Annotated in this window: 21 protein-coding genes and 1 riboswitch; of the genes, 12 read left to right on the top strand and 9 right to left on the bottom strand. The window is 55.3% G+C overall.

All coding sequences use genetic code 11. The features are described from left to right. Positions 1–121 precede the first annotated feature (121 nt). The gene (gene fbp / locus GXP52_06770; GenBank protein ID NOY86987.1) at positions 122–1,132 is read left to right on the top strand and encodes a class 1 fructose-bisphosphatase; all 1,011 of its coding nucleotides are present in this window, start codon (positions 122–124) and stop codon (positions 1,130–1,132) included. Positions 1,133–1,178: 46 nt separating this feature from the next. On the opposite strand, the gene GXP52_06765 is transcribed toward fbp, so the two are convergent. Together GXP52_06765 and GXP52_06760 are read right to left on the bottom strand one after the other, a co-directional pair. After that, on the bottom strand, positions 1,179–2,309 hold the full coding sequence (locus tag GXP52_06765) for a 3-methylitaconate isomerase (protein ID NOY86986.1): 1,131 nt from the start codon (positions 2,307–2,309) through the stop codon (positions 1,179–1,181). Between the two features lie 60 nt (positions 2,310–2,369). Next, positions 2,370–3,521: an FAD-dependent oxidoreductase gene (locus GXP52_06760; protein NOY86985.1), complete on the bottom strand. Its 1,152-nt coding sequence runs from the start codon at positions 3,519–3,521 to the stop codon at positions 2,370–2,372. 120 nt (positions 3,522–3,641) lie between these two features. On the opposite strand from GXP52_06760, the gene GXP52_06755 reads away from it, so the two are divergent. Further along, positions 3,642–3,878 (top strand): RND transporter, encoded by a 237-nt coding sequence (locus GXP52_06755; protein ID NOY86984.1) that lies wholly within the window; start codon positions 3,642–3,644, stop codon positions 3,876–3,878. A 12-nt stretch (positions 3,879–3,890) separates the two neighbouring features. On the opposite strand, the gene thiE is transcribed toward GXP52_06755, so the two are convergent. The 5 genes from thiE to GXP52_06730 all read right to left on the bottom strand — a co-directional run bounded on the left by thiE (position 3,891) and on the right by GXP52_06730 (position 8,602). Further along, complete coding sequence (gene thiE, locus GXP52_06750; protein NOY86983.1) at positions 3,891–4,580, bottom strand: thiamine phosphate synthase; 690 nt, start codon at positions 4,578–4,580, stop codon at positions 3,891–3,893. Continuing rightward, positions 4,573–4,773 (bottom strand): sulfur carrier protein ThiS, encoded by a 201-nt coding sequence (gene thiS, locus GXP52_06745; protein NOY86982.1) that lies wholly within the window; start codon positions 4,771–4,773, stop codon positions 4,573–4,575. The genes thiE and thiS overlap by 8 nt, the downstream gene beginning before the upstream one ends. Before the next feature lie 179 nt (positions 4,774–4,952). Beyond that, positions 4,953–6,065 (bottom strand): 2-iminoacetate synthase ThiH, encoded by a 1,113-nt coding sequence (gene thiH / locus GXP52_06740; GenBank protein NOY86981.1) that lies wholly within the window; start codon positions 6,063–6,065, stop codon positions 4,953–4,955. A gap of 3 nt (positions 6,066–6,068) precedes the next feature. Beyond that, positions 6,069–6,839, bottom strand: a complete 771-nt coding sequence (locus GXP52_06735) for a thiazole synthase (protein ID NOY86980.1) — start codon at positions 6,837–6,839, stop codon at positions 6,069–6,071. Between the two features lie 101 nt (positions 6,840–6,940). Then, a riboswitch (TPP riboswitch) is annotated at positions 6,941–7,037 on the bottom strand. 203 nt (positions 7,038–7,240) lie between these two features. Further along, positions 7,241–8,602 (bottom strand): VWA domain-containing protein, encoded by a 1,362-nt coding sequence (locus GXP52_06730; protein NOY86979.1) that lies wholly within the window; start codon positions 8,600–8,602, stop codon positions 7,241–7,243. 321 nt (positions 8,603–8,923) lie between these two features. Between GXP52_06730 and GXP52_06725 the strand changes: the two genes are divergently transcribed. From GXP52_06725 to GXP52_06715, 3 genes are all read left to right on the top strand, one after another. Next, a complete protein-coding gene (locus GXP52_06725) occupies positions 8,924–9,499 on the top strand; it encodes an RNA polymerase sigma factor (GenBank protein NOY86978.1) in 576 nt (191 codons plus the stop codon). Continuing rightward, on the top strand, positions 9,496–10,431 hold the full coding sequence (locus tag GXP52_06720) for a hypothetical protein (protein ID NOY86977.1): 936 nt from the start codon (positions 9,496–9,498) through the stop codon (positions 10,429–10,431). Before GXP52_06725 ends, GXP52_06720 begins: the two co-directional genes overlap by 4 nt. Positions 10,432–10,568: 137 nt before the next feature. Further along, positions 10,569–13,403, top strand: a complete 2,835-nt coding sequence (locus GXP52_06715; protein NOY86976.1) for a PAS domain S-box protein — start codon at positions 10,569–10,571, stop codon at positions 13,401–13,403. Between the two features lie 63 nt (positions 13,404–13,466). Here the strand turns inward: GXP52_06715 and glk are convergent, their stop codons facing one another. Next, a complete protein-coding gene (gene glk / locus GXP52_06710) occupies positions 13,467–14,462 on the bottom strand; it encodes a glucokinase (protein ID NOY86975.1) in 996 nt (331 codons plus the stop codon). A 374-nt stretch (positions 14,463–14,836) separates the two neighbouring features. Here glk and GXP52_06705 point away from each other — a divergent pair, with 374 nt between their 5' ends. Further along, positions 14,837–15,094: a hypothetical protein gene (locus tag GXP52_06705; protein NOY86974.1), complete on the top strand. Its 258-nt coding sequence runs from the start codon at positions 14,837–14,839 to the stop codon at positions 15,092–15,094. A 9-nt stretch (positions 15,095–15,103) separates the two neighbouring features. Here the strand turns inward: GXP52_06705 and GXP52_06700 are convergent, their stop codons facing one another. Next, entirely contained in the window at positions 15,104–17,890 is a 2,787-nt protein-coding gene (locus GXP52_06700) for a bifunctional transaldolase/phosoglucose isomerase (GenBank protein ID NOY86973.1), read from the bottom strand. 39 nt (positions 17,891–17,929) lie between these two features. On the opposite strand from GXP52_06700, the gene GXP52_06695 reads away from it, so the two are divergent. The 6 genes from GXP52_06695 to GXP52_06670 all read left to right on the top strand — a co-directional run bounded on the left by GXP52_06695 (position 17,930) and on the right by GXP52_06670 (position 24,879). Then, positions 17,930–18,100 carry a hypothetical protein gene (locus GXP52_06695; protein ID NOY86972.1) on the top strand — a complete coding sequence of 57 codons (171 nt, stop codon included), beginning with the start codon at positions 17,930–17,932 and terminating at the stop codon, positions 18,098–18,100. A gap of 431 nt (positions 18,101–18,531) precedes the next feature. Then, entirely contained in the window at positions 18,532–19,572 is a 1,041-nt protein-coding gene (locus tag GXP52_06690; GenBank protein NOY86971.1) for a radical SAM/Cys-rich domain protein, read from the top strand. 209 nt (positions 19,573–19,781) lie between these two features. Further along, positions 19,782–20,465: a TVP38/TMEM64 family protein gene (locus GXP52_06685; GenBank protein NOY86970.1), complete on the top strand. Its 684-nt coding sequence runs from the start codon at positions 19,782–19,784 to the stop codon at positions 20,463–20,465. 15 nt (positions 20,466–20,480) lie between these two features. Then, positions 20,481–21,803 (top strand): DUF2064 domain-containing protein, encoded by a 1,323-nt coding sequence (locus GXP52_06680; protein NOY86969.1) that lies wholly within the window; start codon positions 20,481–20,483, stop codon positions 21,801–21,803. A gap of 1,029 nt (positions 21,804–22,832) precedes the next feature. Next, positions 22,833–23,609, top strand: a complete 777-nt coding sequence (locus tag GXP52_06675; protein NOY86968.1) for a hypothetical protein — start codon at positions 22,833–22,835, stop codon at positions 23,607–23,609. Between the two features lie 466 nt (positions 23,610–24,075). Continuing rightward, complete coding sequence (locus GXP52_06670) at positions 24,076–24,879, top strand: hypothetical protein (GenBank protein NOY86967.1); 804 nt, start codon at positions 24,076–24,078, stop codon at positions 24,877–24,879. Positions 24,880–25,098: the final 219 nt, after the last annotated feature.

Genomic DNA, 25,098 nt, shown 5'->3' with positions numbered 1-25,098 from the left:
TTTTTTATCGTCCCCGATTTCTGTTATAATTTTCACCCTTCGGGTACAGGTATTTAATCCGTCACAATAAGCGTCAGAGGAAAAGAGCTTTGATCCAGGGAGGTGAAACATGACCGACAGCATGATCGGTGTTAATCTGACCAGGCATATTTCTGAAAAACAGAAGGAGTACCCCCAGGCCACGGGGGAGTTGACCGGGATTCTCAACCAGATTGCCTTTGCCGCCAAGATCGTTTCCAGAGAGGTCAATAAGGCGGGGTTGGTAGAGATCCTTGGCCTGACCGGGGAGAGGAATGTCCAGGGCGAGGAGGTTCAGAAGCTTGACGATTTTGCCAACGCCGTATTCATCAACATCCTGGGCAGGTCGGGTCATTTCTGCATTATGGCAACGGAGGAGGAGACCGATGCCATTCTCATCTCCGACGGGTACAGATCCGGGCAATACTCCATCGCGTTCGATCCGCTGGATGGGTCTTCCAACATCGACGTCAACGTCAACATAGGTACTATCTTCGCCATATACAGAAAGGTCAGCGATGGTGACAAGGGGGTCTTAGAAGACCTCCTTCAGCCGGGGAGGAAGCTTGTGGCGGCCGGTTACGTCGTCTATGGCAGCAGCACAATACTGGTAATCAGCACCGGCAATGGTGTACACGGGTTCACCCTGGACCCGTCTGTCGGTGAGTTCCTGGAGTCCCACCCGTTTATCAGGATCCCCGAAAAAGGAGATATCTACTCCATCAACGAGGGGAATTACCCATACTGGTCCGATGGGGTCAGGCGGTATATCGACCATATCAAGGAAAAGAACAAGGCCACCGGGCGTCCCTACAGTTCCAGATACATCGGGTCCATGGTGGCGGACATGCACAGGACCCTGATCAAGGGTGGAATCTTCATGTATCCGGCCGACACCAAGGACCCAAAGAAGCCCCATGGCAAGCTCCGCATCCTTTACGAGTGTGCCCCCATGGCGTTCCTTGTGGAGCATGCCGGCGGGTCGGCCAGCACGGGCACGGGGTCGGTTCTGGATGTGGATCCTTCGGAGCTGCACCAGAGGGTTCCCTTCTTTGCGGGGTCCATGGAAAATGTGAGGGAGTTGGAGAGATTCATCGCTAAGTATGATGGGTAGAGGCAGGTGTCAAGTTTCAGGTGTTAAGTACGAAGTTCCTTTTGATTTATCCTGAAAAGTACCTCTCAGGAACGAAAACATAACCTTCCATGAGCCGGCGAGCTGTTCTTCCCATGGTGGCTTTAAGAATGTGGTAGGAACCCCGCTGTTCCTCCACCTGGGCACCGGCCTCAATGACTCCTCCCGGATGTCCGATGCGAACCGTCCCTTTTTCGTAGGCATTTCCCCTGACGACCTCTGATACCACGGTTCCAGGGATCTTTGCCGCCCCCGCTGTGTAGATGAAGGCTGTAACGGGAAAAGACCGGTGGAGCGTTCCCATGGACATGACCCTGGCCACGAGGTCCAGCTGATCCTGGGTCACGACCTGCCCGGTAAGGGCCGTGTACTTCCGGGGCGGCCCTACAAAACCCACTTTCGGAACGGCCTGGCTCTTTCGCCCCGCTTCCTCCGGTGTGGCGGCGAGGCCCATGAGAACGGATGCCCGGCAACGGATGAGCTCGAGGGTGTTGTAGGTGGACGGGGTGTTTTCAACCTCACCTATCTCTGTTCCAAGGAGCCCGATGTCCTCGGCGAGGATCAGGACGGCTGGGTTTCCGGCGTCGATAAGGGTTACCCGGACGTCGCCAAAGGGTGGGATTTCCATGGTGTCCACGAGATTACCGGTGGGAAACAGCCTGCCGGTAAAGGATCCACCGGGGTTTATGAAATCGAGATTGACTCTGCCCCCGGTGCCGGGGACCCCGGCAATCGCATAGTCCCCCTCGGAATTGTACCGGCCATCCTTCACGGGGACCTCGGCCACGATGAGTTGGCCGGTGTTCTTCTGGTAGATGCGGACGGTGGTCATAGGTTCCTTGACCTCCACCAGCCCTGCGTCCACCGCGAAGGGCCCAACAGCGGAGGAAATGTTGCCGCAGTTGCCTCGGTAGTCCACCACAGGACGGTCGATGGAAACCTGGCCGAAATGGTAGACAACATCATAATCAGGATGGGTTGAGCGGCAGATGATGGCCGTCTTGCTTGTTGTAGATACCCCGCCGCCGACGCCGTCAATCTGGCGACGGTTGAGGTCAGGACTGCCGTAGGCTGCCAGGATTACCCGATCCCGGGCTTCCTGATCCTGGGGAAGATGGTTTTCCAGGAAAAACAGGCCCTTGCTTGTGCCACCTCTCATTAGAACTGCAGGAATCCGCCGTTGCAATTGGTTCCTCCTTTCCAAAACGGCCTCTGGTTTCTATATTTCCCCCAGGGGCTCATCCGGTTCTCCTGACAGTTGAAACTTTCTCATGAAACGCTTGTCGATAAAGTCCTTGAGCCGGAACGCCAATCGTCCCTGCCAGACCCATTCTCCCCGGCTGAAGATTCCGGTACCATCTCCCATGTTGAGCAGAACGAGGAAATGGGGGTTGCCGGGTTTAAATTGCCTCAGAGAAGTTCCTTCCAGCGCCGCTAGAAGATTGTGGTACAGGACCGGGTTTTGGCGGATAGCATAGACTCCCACCTTTGCCAGACCCCTTCCCAGAAAAGTGATGCAGTCCCCGGCTCCGAAGATCTCTGGAAATTCAATGCTTTGCAGGTAAGGGTTGACAAGGAGTCCGCCATCTTCACCGGTTGGAACGAAGGTGTTCATGAAGAACTCTGTCGCTCTGACCCCGACGGCGAGGAAGATATGATCGGCCTCTATATCTGTCCCGTCCGACAGGGAAACCACTCTCCCATCCATCGATTGGGCATGAGGGCCTTCGATTACCTTTATCCCTCTGTCTTTGAGAGAATGGAGGGCCAGTTCATGCATTTTGCGGGGGAAATTCCGCAACAGGCTGCCTCCTGCGACGAGGATGACCCTGGCCTCCCTGCCGGCGTCCGCGGCCAGCTTCCAAAGGGCCGCCGAGATCTCCACTCCTGCGGGACCCCCCCCCACGACAACAAGTCTGGCTGGATTACGAGAGGCGGCGCCTTTCAGGGAATCCAGGACCGCCATTCTGCCCCTCACCAGGTTCTCGATGGGCTTGGCGGTAATTACCGTACCGTTGTTCGATGTGATGCTTTCCAGCGGTACACGGCTCCCGATGTTGAAAGAGACGACATCGTAAGAGATTCTGCCCCCCGATTTTAAAAGCACCTCCCGGGATCGAGCCCGGATTCCCCCGGCCCGGTCAAGGACAAATTCGCCTCCCCGGTCTTCCACCATCTTCCGGATGTTGAAGCGGATATCCTGGGTTCGGTACAGGCCGGAAATCATTCCTGGAGCCATACCGGAGTAGTAATGGTAAGGTGATGGACCGATGACGGTCACCCGGTGCCCGCGAGCGATAAACTTTCGGATATTAGACAAGGTTGTGAGGTGGGCATGGCCACCCCCCACAAGGACAAGGTGTCCTGACATGCAAAATGTCCTCCTTCGAATAAAGAGTTTAGCACAATTCTTCGGTTGACCCTTTCAATTGGTGAAGGTAAAAGAATTTGATGGACTCGAAAAGAGTCCATCAAACAGGAGGTTTTTTTCATGTTCCATCTATTTGCTCAATGGCTTGCGAGACTGGATTGGACGGTCCTGATTGTTGTTTGCCTGACGCTGGGTCTCGCGCCTTTCGCCCCTCCCCATATCTGGGAGAAGCTCAGTATGCTCGTCAGGGGAAAGCTGGTCCGGCCCCTTGATTGGCTCGATTTCACAATACACGGCGCCCCATGGGTGCTTCTGATCCTGAAAGGGATAGTGGAGGTAGTTAACTTCAGAAGTTAACTGGGTTTTCCTTCAGTGGTGTCCGGTCCAGGAGGGTGATGTTTCACTTCTGTTCGAAATGACGCCCCTCAGTGTCCGTACAGCCGCGGCGATGTCCGGGGCCTGGGTGAGGGCAGTGACCACCGCGATTCGCTTTGCTCCCCGTGCGAGTACCTCGTGAATGTTGGCTTGCTTAATACCTCCCATGACGGTGAACGGGATTTCAAGGCAGCTACCTATCCCGATTACGGCTTCCGGCCCCAAGAAGCGGTTCATCCCTCCCTTTGTGCCGGTGGGAAATATGGGACCGATGTTGACGTAGTCCGCCCCCCTTGCCTGGGCGGCCAGCGCCTCATCCAGGGTGTGCGTCGATACCCCCATGAGAAGATCAGGGGCTATTTTGCGTGCCGCTTCCACCGGGAGATCGTCTTGGCCCAAGTGAACCCCGTCCGCGTCCACGGCAAGGGCGATGTCTACGTAGTCGTTGATTACCAGCAGGACCCCGGCTTTCGATGTAATCTCCCTGAAGCGCATGGCCATGCGGAACAGATCCCTCTTGAGGGCATCCTTGTCCCTCAGCTGGACGATTCGTACGCCCCCCCGGATCAGCCCGTCGAGAACCTCCACGTTCGACCTTCCCGACGACAGCTTTTCGCAGGTCACCGGATAGAGATCCACGCCCCGGAAGGCTTCCTCCCTTTTCTTTCTTTTGGCGCTAACCACCGGATACCATCTGAATTATCTCCAGGGTATCGCCGTCCTCAAGTGGTTGAGCCTCGTGGTTTTCCCGGTTCAATATGTCCAGGTTCCGTTCCACGATCACCGTATCCGGGTCGACAGCAAGTTCCTGGAGGAGTTCCGCTACCGTCAGCGGACCGGCCACTTTTTTATTTTCGCCGTTTATCCTTATCTCCATTGGGTAATCTCCTTTCGCACTCCTTTTACGGGAATACATTTGATATTGTCGCAAAAAGTCCATTCGTGGCTTTCTGCTCCACGGAAAGCGAAAAGTGTCATTTTCACTTTCCTTGCAAATCTTCGATTTGAGCGCCCTCTCCGGGCGCATGTAATGACTTCTTGCGAAGTCATTACATATCAGCGGACGAACTCGGCGTCCCAGTCCTTCCAGACGGGCTCATAGCCTTGGCCGCGTATGACGTCCGCGATCTCATCCGGGTTCCTGTGGTCTGAGATCTGAAACTGTTCGTCCGACCCGGCGCGCTGCGTGTATCCTCCAGGCTCGGTACGAGACCCAGCGCTCATGGAGGTGACCCCGAGGGATATCATGTGATCCCTTAGAAGAGGTGATTCGCGTGTGGAAAGCAGGAGGCCCCCATCCGGCAGGAAGAGGCGGAAGGAGGTCAGCATGTGGACAAGGTCGCGATCCGTCACCGGACAGGGTGGACAATAACCTCCAACAGCCGGCCTGAGCCTGGGGAAAGAGATGGTCAACTGTGATCTCCAATGCCTGCGCATCAGGTAACGAGCGTGGAGGGCCAGGAAAGCGGCCTCTATCCTCCAATCGCTCAAACCCAGCAGGGCGCCGATCCCGATCCTCCTGAAGCCGGCCTCGCCGCCCCTTTCCGGTGTTTCCAGTCTCCAGCGAAAGTCCCTCTTTCGGCCGGCCCGGTGCACCTGGTCGTAGTGCAGGGTGTTGTATGTTTCCTGGTAGACGGCGAGTCCATCAACACCATTCTCAGCCAATTTCCTGTATTCGTCGGTTTTCATGGGGTAGATCTCAATGGAGATGGAATCAAAGAGCGGTCTGAGCTGTCTAACCACCTCTACCAGATAATCCGGTCCAACCGCTTTCCGGTCCTCTCCGGAGACCAGCAGGACGTGCCGGAATCCCTGGTCATGCAGATAGGCGCCTTCGGTCCTTGCCTGATCAGGGTTGAGGGTGAGTCGCCGGATCGGGTTGGCGGTGTTGAAGCTGCAGTAGACGCAGGAGTTGGTGCAGCTGCTCGACAGGTACAGCGGGGCGAAAAGCCCCATGGTCCTGCCGAATCGCTGCCTGGTGAGGGTCTGTGCCTGCCATGCGATCTCCTCGAGCATCGGGTCGGCGGCGGGTGACAGTAGGCTGATCATCTCACGGATTCCGCGTCGGGTCGACGAAAGCGCCTGTTTCACGTCCGCGGTGGTGCAGCCCATAAGGGCTTCCCGGACCCGGGCCCATGGGTGTCGCTGCATCTCATCGAAGAAGGTCATTTTCTACCTCAAAAATCCGGTGAGGGGGCTGGAGGCCTCCGCCCTCTTCCGAGGTCCGCCAAGGCCGGCGAGAAAAGCCTCTCTTCCCGCTTCGACTCCCTTTTTGAAGGCGCGGGCCATAGCGGCGGGATCCCCGGCCACGGCGATGGCTGTGTTGACCAGGACCGCGTCAGCGCCCAGTTCCATGGCCTCGGCGGCGTGGGAAGGTGCGCCAAGACCGGCGTCGACCACCACCGGTATATTGACCATCTCGATAATAATCTCGATGGCGTCCCTGGTCCTCAATCCACGGTTGGACCCGATGGGCGAACCCAGCGGCATCACGGTGGCGGTACCTACCTCCTCCAGGCGCTTGGCCAGGATGGGATCGGCCGGGATATACGGAAGAACCACGAACCCTTCCCTGACCAGGACCCCGGCTGCTTTGAGGGTTTCAACCGGATCCGGAAGAAGATAGTTGGGATCCGGTGTGACTTCCAGCTTGACGAAAAGACCACAGCCGGCAGCCCTCGCGAGGCGGGCGAGGCGCACCGCTTCGTCCGCGTCCCGGGCTCCCGAGGTGTTGGGAAGCAGAATATAGCGGTCCCGATCCACGGAAGAGAGGATATTGTCCCCGGGATTTTCCAGATCCACCCTTCTGAGGGCCACGGTCACCATCTCGGTCCCGGATGCATTCAGGGCGTCCTTCATCGCCTCGGGAGAGGAGAACTTGCCCGTCCCAATCAGCAAGCGGGAGGAAAACGTGCGCCCTCCTATTACAAGCGGTCCGTCCATCATCGTCACCCTCTCGGGTCCCGAAAGACCCCGATTTCTTTTCGGCATAAAAAAAACCCCTTCCCCAGCGGGAAGCGGCCAAATAAATCACCGTTAATCAGGTGTATCTGATTCCGTTTCCCTTCGCTGGCATTATCCAGATCAGGTTCGTAAGGGTTTATTCTCAGCCCGGAAACCCGAGCACCCCTAACGCAGGTCGACCTATATCATATGAAAGTTGCTTCTCATGAAAAGGTTGGATTGTCAAGGTTCCAATCAGTGAAGAGAAGAGGCGCCCGGGAGATACTGATCATGACATTATCCGCAAATGGACCGTTATCAGGATTGTTGAAGTATATCAACAGAGCATCGCGGGCGTATGCCCGCGATGCTCTGTTGGAAAGAGGTTCTGAGTTTTTGTCCTATTGTTGGTTCAACTCCCGGTAGGCACGGTACTTCACACCCTTTTGCATCTGCTTGACCTCATCGGCCTCCATGGAGTCCATCCCTCCGATCTGATTCTGGTAGAATCCGTTCTTTTCAAGCTCCTTTTTGGTGGCCTCCGTCGCCGGCACACTCTTCAGGGCCTTGGCCGCTTCCTTGAGTATTCCCAGAGCGCCTTCCCGGTCGCCCTGATCAACCCGGGCGGCGGCGTCTTTCATCCTGGCGTTGGATTGGAGGACGGCACCCTCCTCGCGGATCTTGTCGTCGAAATTATTTCGATAGACCATCGGATCCTGAACCAACCGAAGAGAAACGCGGTGAGGTTTATATCGGGTCATCCGTCCTGATGCCGTATCCCGGTATTGCAGGTACACGTCGGCCACCCTCTGATCCCCGAGTTCTTTCCCTGGGACATTGACCCTGGCCATGAGGCTTCTCCGCTCACCGGCGGACATATCTCCCAACCGGATGATCACCGAGTCCCCATCCCTTCTCCACTCGTGACCGATGGCGGAATCGAACCGGCAGCCGTTCAACAGGCGGATGATGATCTGAACGTCCGTAGCTACTGTTGCCGAAGCCATCTGAAATTCCTTCGAAAGGGCTGCAACGATATCCCTGGGGTCAGCGATGTAGTAATAGGAGCCGCCCCCACCCGTGGCCAGGGAGGCCAGGAGATCTTCATCGAAATCGTATCCCACGCCGAAGGTGGAAACACTCACACCCGACTCCGACATGCTGCCGGCCCTTATTCTCAGAAGGTCCCTGTTCACATTGCCCACGTTGGCCAGTCCGTCCGAGAGGAGAAGGACACGGTTGACGTATCCCTTCCGCCGGCTCCTTCTCGCCTGCTCGAACCCCTTTTCCAGCCCGCCGGACAGGTACGTCCTGCCACCGGGGTAGATGCTGTCGATGATCCGATGCAGGCGGGCGCGGTTCTTAACCTTCCCCGCGGGGGATAAAACCCTGACGCGGTCGTCGTAGGTGACGATGGACAGGATGTCGGACGGCCCAAGGCGGTCGATAAGCTGATGTGCCGCCAACCGGGCAAACTCGATCTTCCCCTGGTCGCTCATGGACCCGCTCTTGTCCAGAACGAGAGCCATGTTCAGAAGGGGCCTGTCGGGAGTTCCAAGATCATCCGGGGCGGTTATCCGGATAAGGATGTTTCCCGAACCGTCGCCCGGGACCAGGATCGTGCGGTTCTCAGGTTTTACCTCCAGCCCGATGGAGGAACCCGAGGCCGGGATGGCCGAGAACAGATGAAAGATCAGCGCTCCGGCAGCCATCAGGCCCCAGAGAACGAAAAACAGCCCGTGTCTTCTAATTTCCGTTTCCATTTTGTTTCTCCTTTTCATCTTGATAGAGTCGTAAAAAGTCCATTGATGGCTTTTTACTCCACGGAAAGCGAAAAATGTCATTTTCACTTTCCTCACAAATCTTCGATTTGAGCGCCCCCGAATGGGCGCGTTAATGACTTTTTGGGAAGTCATTAACTTTGATAGAGTCGTAAAAAGTCCATTGATGGCTTTTTACTCCACTGAAGAGAGGATCGACCTCTTTACCTCCTATACCCATGCAGGGGGCTGTTTATTCCATGAACGCTCGAGGGGAATAAAATCTGCTCCTGTGTGGTATAAATAAATGAAGGGAGGATCGGATTGCGGGAAATCAGGGACGAAGCCCTTGCGGCCCGGGCGGCAAAGGGCGATCTCGATGCGTTCGAGGAACTGGTCAACCGGCACCGGGCGGCAGTCTACCAGATGGCGAGGGCCGTCACCGGCAGCCATGCTGATGCTGATGACGCGGCCCAGGAGACCTTCATCCGGGCATACCGGTCACTGGGTTCCTACGATTCCCGCCGGCCCTTCAGGCCGTGGCTCAGAAAAATTACCTACAACACGAGCCTCAACATACTCAGAACGGCCACCAACAGGGCCCGCAGGTTCTTACCGGGCGAAGCGCTCCAGCCCCCGGACCCTTCCCCCAATCCGGAGGAGGAGGTGGAGAGCCGGGAGTCGAGACGCGGGATCGAGGCGGCCGTGAAAAGCCTGTCGTTTGAGCTTCGTACCACCCTTCATCTGAGGGCGGCAGAGGGCCTGTCATACCAGGATATCGCCAGGGTCACGGGGGTCAGAATAGGAACCGTCATGTCGAGGCTGTCCCGGGCCAGGGAAAAAGTCCTCGGGAGTCTCCAGGCGGCCGAGGGCCTGCCTGAGGGAGGTGAAGGAACGTGAGATGCGGCAGGGTCAGGAAAAAGCTGATGGCCTACCACGATGAAGAACTCCCGCGGTCTGAACGCGGGAGGATTGAAGAACACATGAACACGTGTCCCCGATGTTCCGGGATGTTGGAGGACCTTGTCCGTGCCGATAGTGCCGCGGGTCCGCCCGGTCCAGGGCCGCAATACTGGGATTCCTTTACGGCTCGGGTCATGGCTTCGGTCAAGGAAGAGCCGATCCCGGCCCGGATCGGGCAGGAAAAACCCCAGGAAAAACCGGGTCCGGCCTTCCTCCGGTTCGTCCCCGCCCTTTCCGTGGCGCTGGTCTTAGTGGTCGCCGTTGGTCTGTATTTCGGGGGTCGGGTTGAGTTTCCCATTGGGTCGGACATGGCCCCCAAAAACGCCCGGAAGACTCGTCTGAAGATGCCAGCGCCCTCCGCCCGGCAGTACAAACTAGAAATGGACACGAACGTGGTCCGAAACAAGGCCCTCGGGGAGAAGGCGATGGATCTCGAGAAAGAAGAGGCCGTCCAGGGAGTTGGGCAGGGTCCGGGAATTGAGGAACGAAACGGCGAATCCGAGGCGCCGGCCCCCCACTCTGCGGAAATCACGATAAGTGATGAAATGGCCGGAGAAGCGTATTACAAGGCGAAAGCGGCCTCCGGAATTCCGGCGTCCACGCTTTATGCCCGGGCGGAATCCTCCTTCCGGGCGGGCGACTTTTCCCGGGCGGAGGCTCTCTCGAGAATGCTGCTCGTGGAGTACCCTGCCGACCCCCTTGGAGGGAAGACGTCGGTCCTTCTCGCCCGGGCGCTGGATCGGCAGAACCGGCCGAATGAGGCGGCAATGGTCCTGTCGGAAGGAGAACGAAGGTTCCCTGGAGACGCAGACCTGGCCAGATTCCGGAGTGAAAGAGAAGCGCAGCGCAAGAGAGCTGTCGGACGATAGGAATGGAGGGTGCCCTTCGCCTTGTAAACACACCCCGCAAGTGATAGCCTTCCAGGGCGAGGGATTCCATCATAAGCCGGCCTTTCGGCCGTCCAGAACTTCCTGGTCCCCCTCCCCCTCCCCCCGGAGAAAGCCCAGTGCGGAAAAAGTCCGTCACAACCCTGCTTCTATTTTTATTCCTGTCCCCGGCTATCTGGCCGGCTTATTCCCACAGTGCTACGAAAACAAAAACAATCAGGGTCGGGATCTACCAGAACAAGCCCCTCGTGTTTATGGACGAGGCCGGAAACCCCCAGGGGATCCAGGTGGATCTTCTCCGTCACACCGCCTCCCGGGAAAAGTGGGAGCTTAAATTCGTTCCCTGTGTCTGGGAAGAGTGTCTCATAGAGTTGGCGGATGACCGTATCGACCTGATGCCGGCCATCGGTTATTCCAAGGCAAGGGCCGAACTATTCGATTTTTCCGCCGAACCGGTGTTGATGAACTGGGGAGTGGTATATGTCGGGAAAAACAGTGGAATCCGGTCCCTCCCGGACCTGGAGGAAAAAAGGGTGGCCGTCCTTCGCGGCGACAGCCATTATCTGGCGTTCCGTGCCCTGGCCGAGCAGTTTGAACTGAACTCGAAATTCGTTCTGGTTGACACGTACCCTGACGTTTTCATAACACTCCAGGCAGGGAAAGCGGACGCGGGCATTGTCAACCGCCTTTTCGGAGCCATAAACGACAGCGGGTATGATATCGAAAAAACTCCAATTATTTTCGATCCGGTTAAACCCAGGTTCGCCGCACCCAAGGGGAAGAGTCAGGACATTCTGTCTGCCCTGGACAGGGACCTGAGGGCAATGAAGGCTGACGAAAACTCCCTTTACGACAGATCCATAAAAAATTGGCTCGGAATGGGAGCCGGGCAAAGGCTGCCGGGGTGGCTGAAGCTGGTCTTCATTCTTTGTGCTGTGCTTGTGCTCCTCCTGGGGGGCGGGACCGTTTTACTGTCGACCGCGGTCAGGACACGGACCAGGCATCTCAGAGAGGAGATAGAGAGGCGTAAACGGGGTGAGGCGGTCCTCAGGGAGAGCGAGGAGAGGTACCGGACGCTCTTTGACTTTACCTCTGACAGCATCTTTCTCCTCGATTCGGAGGGGGGCATCCTTGATGTCAACGCGACTGCGGTGGATCACTACGGCTACAGTCAGGAAGAGTTCAAGAACATGACGGTTAAGAATCTGGCGGCTCCAGACCTCGTCTTCAGGGTGGATGAACAGGTTCGAAAGGTCCTGGACGGGGGGGCAATGTTCTTGTCGAGAAACCTGAAAAAGAACGGGACCGAGATGCAAATTGAAGTCCATGCCCGCCCCGTGATTATCGCTGGACGAAAGTCCATGCTGGCTGTCGTTCGGGATATCACCGAGCGTAAGGGAATGGAGGAGAAACTTCGCCGGAGCGAGGAAAGCCTCGCGCGGGCGCAGCGCATCGCACACATGGGAAACGTGGATTGGAACCTCGTCTCGGGTAGGATTGTCGGGTCGGATGAGGCCTTTCGCATCTTCGGTCTTGCCTCTGGGCAGTTCGATGGAACCTTTGACGCGTTTCTTGATCGGGTCCACCCGGAGGACCTGGAGATGGTCCGGAAAGCAGTAGAGGACGTTCTGAAGGGAAAACATGTTGATTCCCTGGAGCACAGGATCGTCCGTCCGGACGGTGATGTGCGCTATGTCAGTGAAAGTGCCCGGATTTCCTTTGACGAATCAGGGAACCCTGCCCGGATGGTCGTGACGATTCTCGACATCACCGAGCGCAGGAAACTTGAGGATCGGATCCGTCACGCCCACCAGATGGAGAGCCTGGGCCTCCTCGCCGAAGGTATAGCCCACGACTTTAACAACATGCTCACAGGCATCCTGGGAAACGCCAGCCTGGCCGAGATGAAGCTTCCCCCCGATTCACCTGCCATTTTCTATACCCGAAAGATCATTAATGCAGCTCAACAGGCGGGTGAGTTGGCCAATCAGATGCTCGCCTACTCCGGAAAAGGCCGCCTCGTGCTGGATGATGTGGACCTGTCCGCCGTAATTCAGGGGATGGAGAAGATCCTCGCCACGGCCGTGGGAAAGAACGTGAACATCACGTACCATCTTTCCGACACATTGCCCGTCATTGAGGCGGATGTCTCTCAGATAAGACAGGTAGTAACGAATCTCATAATTAACGCGGCGGAATCCATCGGCGACGACGTGGGAGTGATTGTGGTAACGACCGGAATGATGAAATGCGATCGTTCTTACCTCGATCAGATCCGTTTCGCCGGTGACCTGTCTGAAGGATGGTACGTTTTATTGGATATCTCGGATACCGGGAGAGGAATGGCCTCAACCATTTGGGACAGGATCTTCGAGCCGTTTTTCACCACGAAAGAGTTTGGCAGGGGGATGGGACTTGCGGCTGTCCTGGGGATTGTGAAAGGGCACGGAGGAGGTGTCAGGATCCAGTCGGAGCCCGAAAGAGGAGCGACGTTCAGGGTGCTGCTGCCGGCTACGGAAGAACCTCGTGATAAACCTGTGGAGCCTCCCCCGGAAGAAAATCTTGAGGGTGTCAGGACCGTACTGGTCGTGGACGATGAGGAGATAATCAGGGACCTTGCACGGGACATGCTCGAAACGGAAGGATTTCAGGTGCTCACCGCGCCTGACGGTCCGGAGGCACTGAAGATCTTCAGAAACCGCCTCGACGAAATTGACCTTGTCCTTCTGGACATGACCATGCCCAAGATGGGCGGCGACGAGGTGTTCTACGAGATGAAAAACATCAGGGGGGACATCCCGGTCATCCTCTCCTCCGGTTACGATGAATCCATCGCTACCGGTCCCTTCGAGTCGGGGCTATTTGCTCACGATGGCCTGGCCGGCTTCATCCAGAAGCCCTACTCGGCCGCCGATCTCGTCAGGAAAATCAAGAAAACCCTGTCCCCCAGGTAACTTTCCATCCCGAGACCGCCGACTTTACGGCCGGCGGGTTTCCGGACCGGCCGCTCCCGATAATTATGGCGTTATTTTGACCTCCATGCCAAAACAGGCCGCCCCCACCAGGGCGAGCTTGGGGTTAAGAATAACATGTACCGGAATCTTTTTCAGAAAAGCCCCCATTCGGCCCTTCCGGGCAAACGACTCCATGAAACGGCCGTTCTGCAGCGCGGCAAGGATGCGGGGAGGTATCCCGCCCCCAAGAAAAACACCCCTCGTGGACATGACCGTGAGGGCGAGGTTTCCTGCCGCGGCCCCGAGGATGGAAACGAACATCTCAACGGCTTTTGTGCACAGGGGACTGGTTTGAAAGTCATCAAGGGCTGTGTTCATAATGACGGGAGTGGGGTCATCCGCTGCCTGAATCCGCTCTGACAGCCAGGGGGGCTCTTCACCGAACCCAGCTTCCTTGAGGAACCCGTAAATGTTGGGTATACCCCTTCCCGAGCAGACCGTTTCAAGGCTGACGTGATCCATTTTTCCCTGGAGGTTTTTCAGAAGTTCGCCCTCAAGGGGGGTGTTGGGGGCGAAATCGCCATGTCCTCCCTCGGAAGGGAAGGCCTTGTAACGTTTGCCGTCCCACGTCAGGAAGGCTTCGCCCAGGCCGGTCCCGGGAGCGATGACCGCCATGGTGCCGCGGGGCTCTGGTGTGCCCATGTTCAGCCGGCGCAGGTCCGATGGCGCCGTGTCGGGGAGGGCGTAGGCCATGGCTTCCAGGTCGTTGAGAAGGTGTACTTCCGGAATACGAAGCCGCCTGCTCAGGTAATCCTTGTCCAGGTTCCACCGTAAATTTGTCACCGAGGCCTTCCCCCTGATTACCGGGCCTGCGACGCCAAAGCTGGCACGGTGGACTGAAAAACCGGCTTTTCCAAGGAAGTCGGCCGATATTTCTTCCAGGTTGGAATAATCAGCGCTTCGGTAAACGGCCTCCATCAGTGGCTTTCTGGGCCCCATCTCAGGGGAGAATACCGCCAGAACAGTCTTCGTGCCGCCTATGTCTCCGGCAAGGAGCATGGGCAACCTCCTTTCAAAACACAACGATGATAGGGTCGCCAAAAGTCCATTCGTGGCTTTTTGCTCAACGAAAAGCGAAAAGCGTCGTTTCCGCTTTCCTCACGAATCAACGACTTGCGCTGCAAGCCATTGATTCGGGCGCCCCACGCGGGGCGCGTTGATGACTTTTTGCGAAGTCATCAACGATACACCCGCATATTTACCAGAATATCACGGGTCTCAACCAGAAAGAAGGGCGTGGAGGCACCTGTGGCCGGACTGCTTCTTGATTTGTCCAGGTTTTTCCATATAATCCTCCCGACATGCTCCGGACTCCGGACACTGGACTCTGGACTCCAATACCACGGTAACCTTGATAGTGAGGAGATGACATCATGAGTTTTGATGACGGCCGGTTGAAATTCGAAAAATGTCCGGTATGTGCGGGATGCCATGAATATGCCCTGGAGTTTATCCGCAGACCTGTAATGGCGTATCTGACGCCCGGCAAGGAGACGGACGATGTTGTCACCAAGGTCGACGTCCCGTTCTCCTGCCCTGAAAAAGGCGAAGATTTCAAGGAAGTTGTGACCGTTTATCACAGACTTTACGAACGTATAGATTCGGTAAATTCCAAACTGGTAGAGGGTTAGGAGGGTACGTCAATTAATCTCCCTCGTCAGTGTCTGGATCCCGTCGGCTACGTCCCCGGTCAGGTGAAACCTGATAACCCTGCGCCCGGCGTCCAGCAGCGCCCGGCGGTCACCCAGCGCCTGGGCGGCTTTAAGGATCCCGAAGGACACTGTTGAAACATCCGATCCCGTCTCATCGGGGATTGGAACGTCAGTGGTATCGTCGGACGTGATCTGGATGAACAGCCCGTTGCCTCTGTCCCCCTTGTGCAGCTGGCCGGTGGAGTGGAGAAACCTGGGTCCGAACCCAACGGTGGTAGCGATCTTCCACCGGTCGCGGATCGTGGTGCGAAATTCATCCAGGAGCACGGCAAAACCCTCTGTAGGTGCTATGTACGCCTGAATGGCCGCGTAATCTCCGGGCTGGGCGAGGGCCAAAAATCCATTCAGGGCCTCGGATAAGGTAGTCCATTTTCGGCTGGAATAGACTACCATCCCGTTTTCTTCCAGGGTGGGTGTGAGTTCCGGAAGTTTCCCCTCTTTCTTGAACTCTTCAAGCATTACGCGTGCCTGTATCTTGGCGGACTCGACATTGGGTTGATCGAACGGATTGATTCCCATGATGTGCCCGGCCACGGCAGTGGCCATCTCCCAACGGAAGAACTCCCCACCCAGGTCATACAGGTCCTTGATGTTGATTCGGATCACCGGGTGTCCGGCACCGGATAACCTGTCAATGGCCGCGTCATGGGTGTCGTCGCCATCAAGTCTCAGGTAGACGAAAAGGCGGTCATCCCCATAGACATCCACTTCACCCATTCTTTCAGCATCCACAGGGAGGATACCCTTCCCCTCCTTGCCTGTACTCTCTGCCAGAAGCTGTTCCAGCCATGCGCCAAAGGCCATGACGGCTGGAGACGCGACGATGGTCAGCTTGTCGACCCCCGCCGTGGCAAGATGACCCATGGCCGCGCCCAAACGGCCTCCGGCGTTGTCTCCGGCAACGGGACAGTTGGAGGATACGCAGTTCTCGGCCACCCTCGACGCCTGGTCGAGAAGGGTGTGAACATCCATGCCGATGAGAGCGGCCGGGACCAGTCCGAAGTAGGAAAGGACCGAGTATCTTCCGCCGATATTTGGATCGTTCAGGAATATATGGCGAAAGTCGTGCTCCCATGCCAGCCTTTCCAGAGCGCTTCCCGGATCGGTGATGGCGATAAAGTGATCTCCGGCGGCTGGACCAACCGCCATGGCGGTAATGTTGTAAAAGTACCTGAAAAAGGAGAGGGTCTCTGTCGTGGTCCCCGATTTGGTGGAGACGATAAAGAGGGTTTTCGCGGGGTCCATCCGCTGGGTATATTCCAGAACCGCAGAAGGATCAGTACTGTCAAGGACCGCAAGGTCGAGGTGGCCTGTCGCCACCCCGAAAGTCCGCCTGAAAACGAAGGGGGCCAAACTGGAACCGCCCATTCCCAAAAGAAGGGCATGGGTATATCCGGCGGCACCGGCCTGGTCGGCCAGCTGTTCGATCCGGGGAATCGCGCCGGTCATGTTTTCCGGGCAGTTGAGCCAGCCAAGCCTTTCCGCGATCCCGGAAGGTTCCGGTTTCCAGACTGTGTGGTCATGACTCCAGATCCTCGCCAACACACGGTCGTCCCTTATACTTTCCAGGGTTTGGTCCACGGCTTTGGTGTATTGCCCAAGCTCCATGCATAATGCCTTGTCTCCCCCGGCGAGCTGAGCCGCCTTGGATGAAATCCCTGCCATGATGGAACGGAAGGAAGCGGAAAAACTTTCGATCCCTTTGGCGAGGAGTGTGTCCATGATGGTGTCCAGATTGATTCCAAGCTCCCTGATATGTTTCAGGTGTTCCCTGGCCTCTTTGAAATCTGTCGCAAGGGTGAGGGCAGGCTCTCCGTGGTCCAGAAAAGCGTGGAGAGTTGCAATCGGCAGGGTGTTGACTGTCCGGGGTCCAAGAAGTTCATCCACGTACATCGTGTCCGGATAGCGAGGGTTTTTTGTGCTGGTGCTGGCCCAAAGGGGACGTTGCGCCCGCCCGCCCGCCTCAGCCAGTTTTTTCCATCTGGGGCCGCTGAAGATATCGAGGAACTCGGCATAGACCATCTTTGCGTTGGCGATGGCGGTCCATCCCTGGGGATTCTCGAGCCCCATCCGCTCCAGCATTCCATCTACAACAGTATCCAGGCGGCTGACAAAAAGGGAGGCCACCGACGAGACGGTGACCGGCTTCGCGCCGGTGGATACCAGATCTTCCAGGCCGGCCAGGTAAGCTTCGGCTGCCTTACGGTACTGTCCGACGGAAAAGATGAGGGTGACGTTGACGTTTATTCCCATGCCGATGAGGGTCCGGATGGCGGGAAATCCCTCGGGTGTGGCCGGGACCTTGATCATGACATTGGGCCTGCCCAGGGCGTTGAATAGCCTTACTCCCTCGCTGATGGTACTTTCGGTATCGGCGGCGAGGAGGGGGTTGACCTCCAGGCTGACGAACCCGTCGGCTTGGTCGGTGGCATCGTAAACCGGCCTGAAAGTGTCTGTGGCCATGCCGATATCCTGAAGAGTTATGGCGTCATAGATCTCCCCGGTGGTGAGCCCCTCGCCCGCAAGTCTTGCCAGGTCGGCGTCGTAATCGGAGCTGCCGGTGATCGCCTTCTCGAAGATGGACGGATTGGAGGTCATTCCCATCAACCCCTGGCCAATGAGGGCTTCAAGTTCGCCCGAGGTGATGAACGAACGTCGAATATAATCGAGCCAGATGGACTGGCCCAGTTCCATGGCCTTTTGAATGTTATTCATTAAGAACCTCCAGATTTATATTTTTGGTTCATCCGGTTAATGCGTACCTTATATTATTATTTTGCTGTCATTGCGAGGAGCATCGAGGGAGACGAGAGTGACGCGGCAATCCCGGGCGACTTGTCGCTCTTCGAGCTATGGCGGGACAGGCACGATGACGAATGGTGGAGTATGATCCACTCCACATCCAGGTACTCATTTCCCGGATGATCCATATTTATAACCGTATTATCTCACAATATCTTCATGACTTTGATAGGGTCGTAAAAAGTCCATTCGTGGCTTTTTACTCAACGGAAAGCGAAAAGTGTCATTTTCACTTTCCTCACAAATCTTCGATTTGGGCACCCTTAAGTGGGCGCTTTGATGACTCCTTGCGAAGTCATCAACCTTGATAGAGTCGTAAAAAGTCCGTTAATGGCTTTTTACTCAACGGAAAGCGAAAAGTCTCTTCGAGCCGTTTTGCAAGGCGGGAGATGCTATAGACAGTATAACACCCAGGTGGCTGAATGAGAGCCGTATTGGGAAAAGTTATGGAATTGTTGTAATAAATAAATATCCGGAATTATAATATCCGGGAATTACCGGTTTGAGCCTTGTCCAGAAGAGTTTCGGGAGGCCATTATGGCGGAGGGTGTGTAATGAATGAATTTGAGCTACGGGCGTCCGGAGATCAGTTTCAGGGGCTTTTCGCCACCGGGATAGATGTTATTCAGGTCAACGTCGGCCTGATGTGCAATCAGTCATGCCTCCACTGTCATCTGGAATGTTCGCCTCGACGCGCCGAGGTTATGGATTGGCCGGTCATGGAAAGGGTGCTGGATGTGGCCGGACAGGCAAAGCCCCGGCTTATGGATATTACCGGGGGGGCCCCGGAGCTCAATCCCCATATCAGGCGCTTTATCTTCGCCCTGAGGAATGGGGGACACAAGGTACAGGTCCGGACTAACCTGACGGCGTTTTTAGAGCCTGGACTGGAGGGGCTTGCCGAGGCCTTCAGGGAGATGGATGTCCAACTGGTTGCGTCCATGCCGTGCTATCTCGAGGAAAATGTCTGCGCTCAACGGGGTCCGGGAGTGTACGGAAAAAGCGTCAAAGCCATCAGGATGCTGAATTCCATGGGTTACGGCGTTGATCCGGATGCCCAGCTGAACCTGGTATACAATCCCGGCGGCGCTTTCCTTCCCGGTGACCAGACTGCGCTGGAAAACGCCTACCGCAGGGAGCTGGGCGAAAAATTCGGTATCCGGTTCAGCCGCCTGTTGACCATTACGAATATGCCCATTGGACGTTTCTTAGATAACCTCAGGGCTAAGAGGAAGGACGCGGAATACATGGAACTTCTCCGAAGGTCCTTTAACCCCTGGACGCTGGGCGGCCTGATGTGTCGTTATCAGATAAGCGTCTGTTGGGACGGCTCTCTTTACGATTGCGATTTCAACCTGGCCCTTGGGTACTCCATGAACCACGGGGCGCCGGACCACATAGATAAGTTTGATCTCACTGCGGTTTCCGGGAGGAGGATCGTTACGGGAGTCCATTGCTATGGCTGCACTGCCGGCGGTGGATCGTCCTGTGGGGGCGCTCTGGTGGGGGCAAAGGTGGGTCCAGGGTTCAAGGTTCAACGTCCAACGTTCAAGGTTCAACGTTCAACGTTCAAGGTCCAATGTCCAACAGGATAAGGAAGGTTCAGTGTCCAGGGTCCAGAGGGTAATATGTCATTGCGAACCGACACCCGCGTGAAGCAATCCCGTCAACATCGGTGTCAGAGGCAAGGGGTTGGGACGTGTTTGGAAGTATCGAAGATCTTTTACTCTGGACTCTGGACTCTGGACTGTCGACTCTGGACTCCCCGGCCTTGGAGCATGGATTTTAAATTCTGGAGACTATAATGACTCAGGATAAAGTCCGCGACAGGAAGTCAGGTCTTTGGAAGCCTGCCCTGCTCCTGGGCGTCATCGTTGCCATCGTTGTTCTTTCCTCGGTTTTCCATGTGGGTGACAAGCTGATTGCACTGCGGGACTGGATACACTCCCTGGGTATCCTGGGCCCCATCGCGTTTATGTTGATCTACGCGGTTGCTACGGTGGCCGCACTTCCCGGATCCGCTCTTGCCATAGTCGCCGCCGCTCTCTTTGGTCCGTGGATTGGGGTCATCACGGTAATTATCGCCGCCACGGTGGGGGCGAGCTTGGCTTTCCTGGTCTCCCGGTACTTTGCCCGGGAGGCCATAGTCAGGTGGCTTTCAAGGAATGAGAAGTTCCAGAGGCTCGACAACCTCACAGAAAAGCACGGCGATATCATTATCGCCATCACCAGGCTGGTGCCCATCTTTCCGTTCAACCTTCTCAACTATGGTTTCGGACTGACGAAGGTTTCATTCCGGACATATGTCATGTGGTCGGGGCTCTGCATGCTTCCCGGCACGATCCTTTATGTTGTGGGGTCCGCCGCCCTTTTCAAGGCCATTGCGGAAGGGCGCGTTCCGTGGGTTCTTATCGTTGTCGTGGCCATGATGCTTGGCATAATCACCGTTCTTGCCCGACAGGCCAGACAAAGGCTGCGGGATGGTTAAGGGTACCCTGATACCATGTCTTCTCTCCTGATCCTCTTTACGCGATATCCGGTCCCGGGGAAAGCCAAGACCCGGCTGATCTCCGTCCTCGGTGAGCAGGGGGCGGCCGATCTCCATCGGGAGATGACCGAGCACACGCTGGCCGCCGTTCAGCCCCCCGGTGGCGGTGTTATAGAGATACAGGTCCGCTTTTCCGGGGGGGACATGGCGGCCATGAAGGGCTGGCTGGGTGAGAGCCTGGATTATGTACCCCAGGGAGACGGCGACCTGGGATCCAGGATGGAGCGGGCCTTCAGGGAGTCGTTTGCGAACGGTTGCCGGAAGGTTGTCTTGATCGGCTCAGACTGCCCTGAACTTGGTTGGGGCCATGTAGAGGAGGCCCTGATCCTTCTGGACGACAACCCGATCGTCCTGGGACCGTCTACCGATGGGGGCTACTACCTCATCGGCATCCGGTCAGAAGTACCGGAGAGGCTTTTTGATGCGGTTTTTCGAAATATCTCCTGGGGCACCGGACAGGTCCTGTCGGAAACGATCAACGCGGTGGCCGGGACCGGTCTGGACCTCGGACTTCTCGACGATCTGGACGATGTGGACGAACCGGAGGACCTTGTCCACTGGGAAAGGGCCGTCACTGCGACCCCGAAGACGCACCGGGAACTTACCCTGTCCATTGTCATTCCTACCTTCAACGAGGAAGAGTGGATCGGTTCCCTCCTTGAAGGGTTGGAAGCGGTCCCCGAGGTCGAGGTGATCGTTTCTGACGGCGGAAGTACCGACAGAACCCTGGAAATCTGCCGGGCATATCAGGTTCATGTCGTCGATTCCCACCCCGGGCGCGTCGCTCAGATGAACCGGGGGGCCGAGGCGGCACATGGAGATATCCTCCTGTTTCTTCATGCGGATACAAGATTGCCGGACGGTTTCGAACGGCTCATCGGGGAAGCCATGTCCCGGGAGCATGTCGTCGCGGGCGCCTTCCGCTTCGCGGTGGATCACCGGTCCACTGCCATGAGAATCATCGAGCGGCTCGCCAACCGGCGCTCCCGTCTGGGGATCGTCTTCGGGGATCAGGCGCTCTTCGTCAGGGCACCCGCGTTCAGACTGGCCGGAGGCTTTCCTGATCAGCCCATCATGGAAGACTACCAGCTGATGCGGCACCTCCGTAGGCAGGGCCGGGTAGTCCTACTTGACGAGGCTGCGGTAACCTCCGCCAGGAAGTGGAGGGAGAAAGGCGCCTTCCGGGTGACCTTCGTCAACCAGCTTGTCACCTGGCTTTACGTCCTTGGAGTCGGACCCGAATCACTTGCAAGGATGTACCGGCGGCTGATCGGGTGAGCGGATTACGAGGCGTCGGGGTGCGAAACACAAAAAAATCCCGGTCACTCGGCAGGGTTAAAGGAGGGGAGAAAGGGTTGCCGCTGCCGTGCGACCGGGGTGAGAAAGGAGCCTTCGTTCGGTATTATAGCAACCCCCGTGCCAATATTTTTCAAATCGTTGTAACCTGTTGTAATATCATATAATATCAGATTTTAAGATGTGCATGACGGATGGTTCTGTTGACCGTGCCGGTTACAATTTGCGCATCCAGGGAGGAAATCATTCCCCGTATGCGCAGTTTATGCACATTGCCTGGGACACCCGTTCCTGTCATTGCGAACAGATAATTATGTGAAGCAATCTCAGGCGAAGCTGCGAAGGGTAGCCTGGGAGCAGGAAATGGAGGGGGCGCCAGGCGACGGCTTCCGGGTTTAATCGCTCGACTTCAAAGCTAATTGGTTCATCACAATAATGCGTACCTCATTGCATCTAAAGGCACGATTTGACAGGGATGGAGGGGATACAGGGGATAGGGCAAACATCTGAAACGGATGAAACCTTAAACCTTCCTCCCCCTCGAGGGGGGAGGACAGAGGTGGGGGTGAAGGAACGGCTCACTGCGACAAGGCAGAGTATTTCACCACCCGTTCGTCACGTTTGCAGCGCGACTCACTGGAGGCACCTGTCTTCGTTAAGGCTACGACGTGGCAGGCATCGGTCACGGAGGAAGTCGCATCCCCTCACCTGAACCGTTGGGACTTCCCGGCAGGGATTAAAGTAAACTTTCATCCCCGGCTGAAGGTCCCAACAGGTCGATTTCCGTGAAATCCCTCTCCTGGTCAGGAGAGGTCAAGTGAGGGGAACCCATCCAGATTCAGCACCGAAACCTGACCACTTATCACCTGCCGGCCTGACCACTGAAGGTCTGATTTTACCCGGCAGGAAACACCATCATCCCTTAAGACCTTAATGCGGCTCAAAAAATCGCTTGACAAAGCTTGCGAAACATAATAAGTATAAATAAAATAAATGCAGAAAGGAATTGCTATGGCGGAATTATCGAAGCAGATCGAGATCGATCTAGAGGTGTGGAAGTCTATAGTTCAAAGAATGGCTCATTTTGACGAGCATCCTAACGAAGTGTTGCGGAGGGTGTTTGGGCTAAGCGAGCAAAAGCGCGGAATTAAGGAACAAGGCACCAGGAAGGACGTTGGGGTTGCAGTGTTCAGACCGATGTCTTTTCTGGAGGCTGCTTCCAGAATTCTTGAACAGGCGGGAAAGGCTCTTCATTATCGTGAAATATTGGATAGGGCGAAGCAACAAGGGCTGATCCGTACATCAGGAAAAACTCCTCATCAGACGATGTCTGTCACGCTGTCAACAAATTCCAAGGGAACAGGATCTCACTTCGTTGCTCTTGGAAAAGGATATTATAAACTAAGTGCGGAGAGTCGGGAGGGGGATGAGTTCAAAGATATACATGGTTTTGGATTCACGCTCTTCAGTGAAGAATATACCTGTAGTAGTGCTCGGGATGTATTGATTGACGTTTTTGAGAAGCTTTCATCAAGAGATTCAACTTTCTCTGGTAAATTCGTTGCGCTAAGAAAGCACGGGAGGAGCAGGAGATTTGCTGCCAAGGATAGGGATGAACTATACCCTGGCAGGCCCGATCTTGGACGTCAATTTTCCCAGCAGTTAAGAAGTGGGATATGGGTCGGCACAAATTACAGCCGAGCGCAAATAAGGCAGATATTACAACTCGCAAGTGGAGTTGCCGGCCTAAAGTGGGGAGAAGATTTAGTTGTTTACCTGGGCGATTAAATTCATGTTGATACCTGTCCTTGGAATTTATTGTTCTGACCAGGAGTAGATTGTGAGAATCGTCCAGCAAACCCTTTCGAACCTGGAAATTGGTGAAAAGATCTTACACCGAAATCTGGATATGTTCCCTCTTTTTACCGAGAAGAAGAGTAAGTTTGATTACATCACCTTGGACGAAGCCTTGAGCGATAACACCGCTCGGATCACCGAGGCGTCAAAGGAAGGAGTCGTCCCCAAATTGAGGGTAATCACACCCTCCCTCAGTCGTTGATGGTGATACAATTGTCTACATCACCAGGACAGGAAAGAAGTATCATCGGGATGGGTGCAGGTATTTGAGTAAGAGTAGGATTCCGATAAAGCTTGAAGAAGCAAGGATTAGGTATGGACCTTGTTCAGTGTGTGATCCGCCCAAATAAGTAAAAATGTTGTCGTAAAGTTGGTAAATAATTAGAAAGGGGTATTTATGTTACCGAAGGCATTTTTGTCGACCTTTTGGGAACTTGATTTGAGGCCAGAGGTTTTTATGGCCATGAGTTTTGATCCTGCATATGAAAAAAGGTTCCAAGATATATTTGTACCTGCGATAGAAGCTGTTGAAATAGATGGTCAAAAACTTACACCAAATCGTGTTGACCTATCAAAATCAGGTGACTCTATTCTTACTGAAATAATTGAAGGTATTGCTCATTGCCAGTTTTTCCTTGCGGATATCTCCATGGTAGACAGGGGTGCGAGGTCAGGTGAAAATATCAGGAACGGAAATGTTATGTACGAAGTCGGTATAGCTTTGTCGTGCAGGAATCCATCTGAAATACTAATAGTGAGAGATGACCAAGAAAAGACACTTTTTGATGTAAGTATGGTGCCACATATGCATATAGATTTTTCCGATACTGAAGGGGCAAAAAACAAATTAACTAGTGCGATATTGGATAGAATTGGGCAACGGAAGTACGAGGAGGACCTTAGAGTCAAAACAATTCTTTCCAGTTTAACCCCGGGTGAATTTAGCCTTATAGGTTACAGCCTTCAGGACCGTATTCCGGATGGACACTTTACCCTACCACATGGTGGTGGACAGTATGGCCTGGGAGATGTTTCGACGAGATTATTAGTAAATAGAATTGCCAAGCGAATAGATAATGTAATCGATGAGAAAGGAATGCCCATGTTTGAGTTTACTCGATTGGGAGCCACGATCGCCAAAATGGTAGTTGAATATACTGAGAAAGCTGAAGTATTGAGAAAAGCTAACCAAGAGAATTAGGGGGGAGGGAGCCATGAAACGTTGGGGAACCATTGCACTGATGTTGTTTGCGTTCATTGGGTATTCCGACGCAAACTGTCCACCGATTCCGCTGGCAAACTGTCCACTTTTTCGGTAGTCGTCGGAATGGAAATCACCGCGATCAGGCCGGGAATTTGGCACTTATCTTCCAAACGTTCCTCAAGCTTGCGATAGGCGCGATTAAAATACTTCTGCAAG

This window comes from Deltaproteobacteria bacterium, assembly GCA_013151915.1.
Classification (GTDB): Bacteria; BMS3Abin14; BMS3Abin14; order BMS3Abin14; family BMS3Abin14; genus BMS3ABIN14.
The sequence above is the reverse complement of the archived record's forward strand: the minus strand, read 5'-3'. Positions and strand labels throughout refer to the sequence as shown.

Excerpts from the sequence above, each read along its gene's own strand:
- fbp (NOY86987.1), top strand. The coding sequence starts at position 122 with ATGATCGGTGTTAATCTGACCAGGCATATTTCTGAAAAACAGAAGGAG.
- GXP52_06765 (NOY86986.1), bottom strand. The coding sequence starts at position 2,309 with ATGAGAGGTGGCACAAGCAAGGGCCTGTTTTTCCTGGAAAACCATCTT.
- GXP52_06760 (NOY86985.1), bottom strand. The coding sequence starts at position 3,521 with ATGTCAGGACACCTTGTCCTTGTGGGGGGTGGCCATGCCCACCTCACA.
- GXP52_06755 (NOY86984.1), top strand. The coding sequence starts at position 3,642 with ATGTTCCATCTATTTGCTCAATGGCTTGCGAGACTGGATTGGACGGTC.
- thiS (NOY86982.1), bottom strand. The coding sequence starts at position 4,773 with ATGGAGATAAGGATAAACGGCGAAAATAAAAAAGTGGCCGGTCCGCTG.
- thiH (NOY86981.1), bottom strand. The coding sequence starts at position 6,065 with ATGACCTTCTTCGATGAGATGCAGCGACACCCATGGGCCCGGGTCCGG.
- GXP52_06735 (NOY86980.1), bottom strand. The coding sequence starts at position 6,839 with ATGGACGGACCGCTTGTAATAGGAGGGCGCACGTTTTCCTCCCGCTTG.
- GXP52_06730 (NOY86979.1), bottom strand. The coding sequence starts at position 8,602 with ATGGAAACGGAAATTAGAAGACACGGGCTGTTTTTCGTTCTCTGGGGC.
- glk (NOY86975.1), bottom strand. The coding sequence starts at position 14,462 with ATGCTCCTTGCCGGAGACATAGGCGGCACGAAGACTGTTCTGGCGGTA.
- GXP52_06705 (NOY86974.1), top strand. The coding sequence starts at position 14,837 with ATGAGTTTTGATGACGGCCGGTTGAAATTCGAAAAATGTCCGGTATGT.
- GXP52_06700 (NOY86973.1), bottom strand. The coding sequence starts at position 17,890 with ATGAATAACATTCAAAAGGCCATGGAACTGGGCCAGTCCATCTGGCTC.
- GXP52_06695 (NOY86972.1), top strand. The coding sequence starts at position 17,930 with ATGCGTACCTTATATTATTATTTTGCTGTCATTGCGAGGAGCATCGAG.
- GXP52_06690 (NOY86971.1), top strand. The coding sequence starts at position 18,532 with ATGAATGAATTTGAGCTACGGGCGTCCGGAGATCAGTTTCAGGGGCTT.
- GXP52_06685 (NOY86970.1), top strand. The coding sequence starts at position 19,782 with ATGACTCAGGATAAAGTCCGCGACAGGAAGTCAGGTCTTTGGAAGCCT.
- GXP52_06680 (NOY86969.1), top strand. The coding sequence starts at position 20,481 with ATGTCTTCTCTCCTGATCCTCTTTACGCGATATCCGGTCCCGGGGAAA.
- GXP52_06675 (NOY86968.1), top strand. The coding sequence starts at position 22,833 with ATGGCGGAATTATCGAAGCAGATCGAGATCGATCTAGAGGTGTGGAAG.
- GXP52_06670 (NOY86967.1), top strand. The coding sequence starts at position 24,076 with ATGTTACCGAAGGCATTTTTGTCGACCTTTTGGGAACTTGATTTGAGG.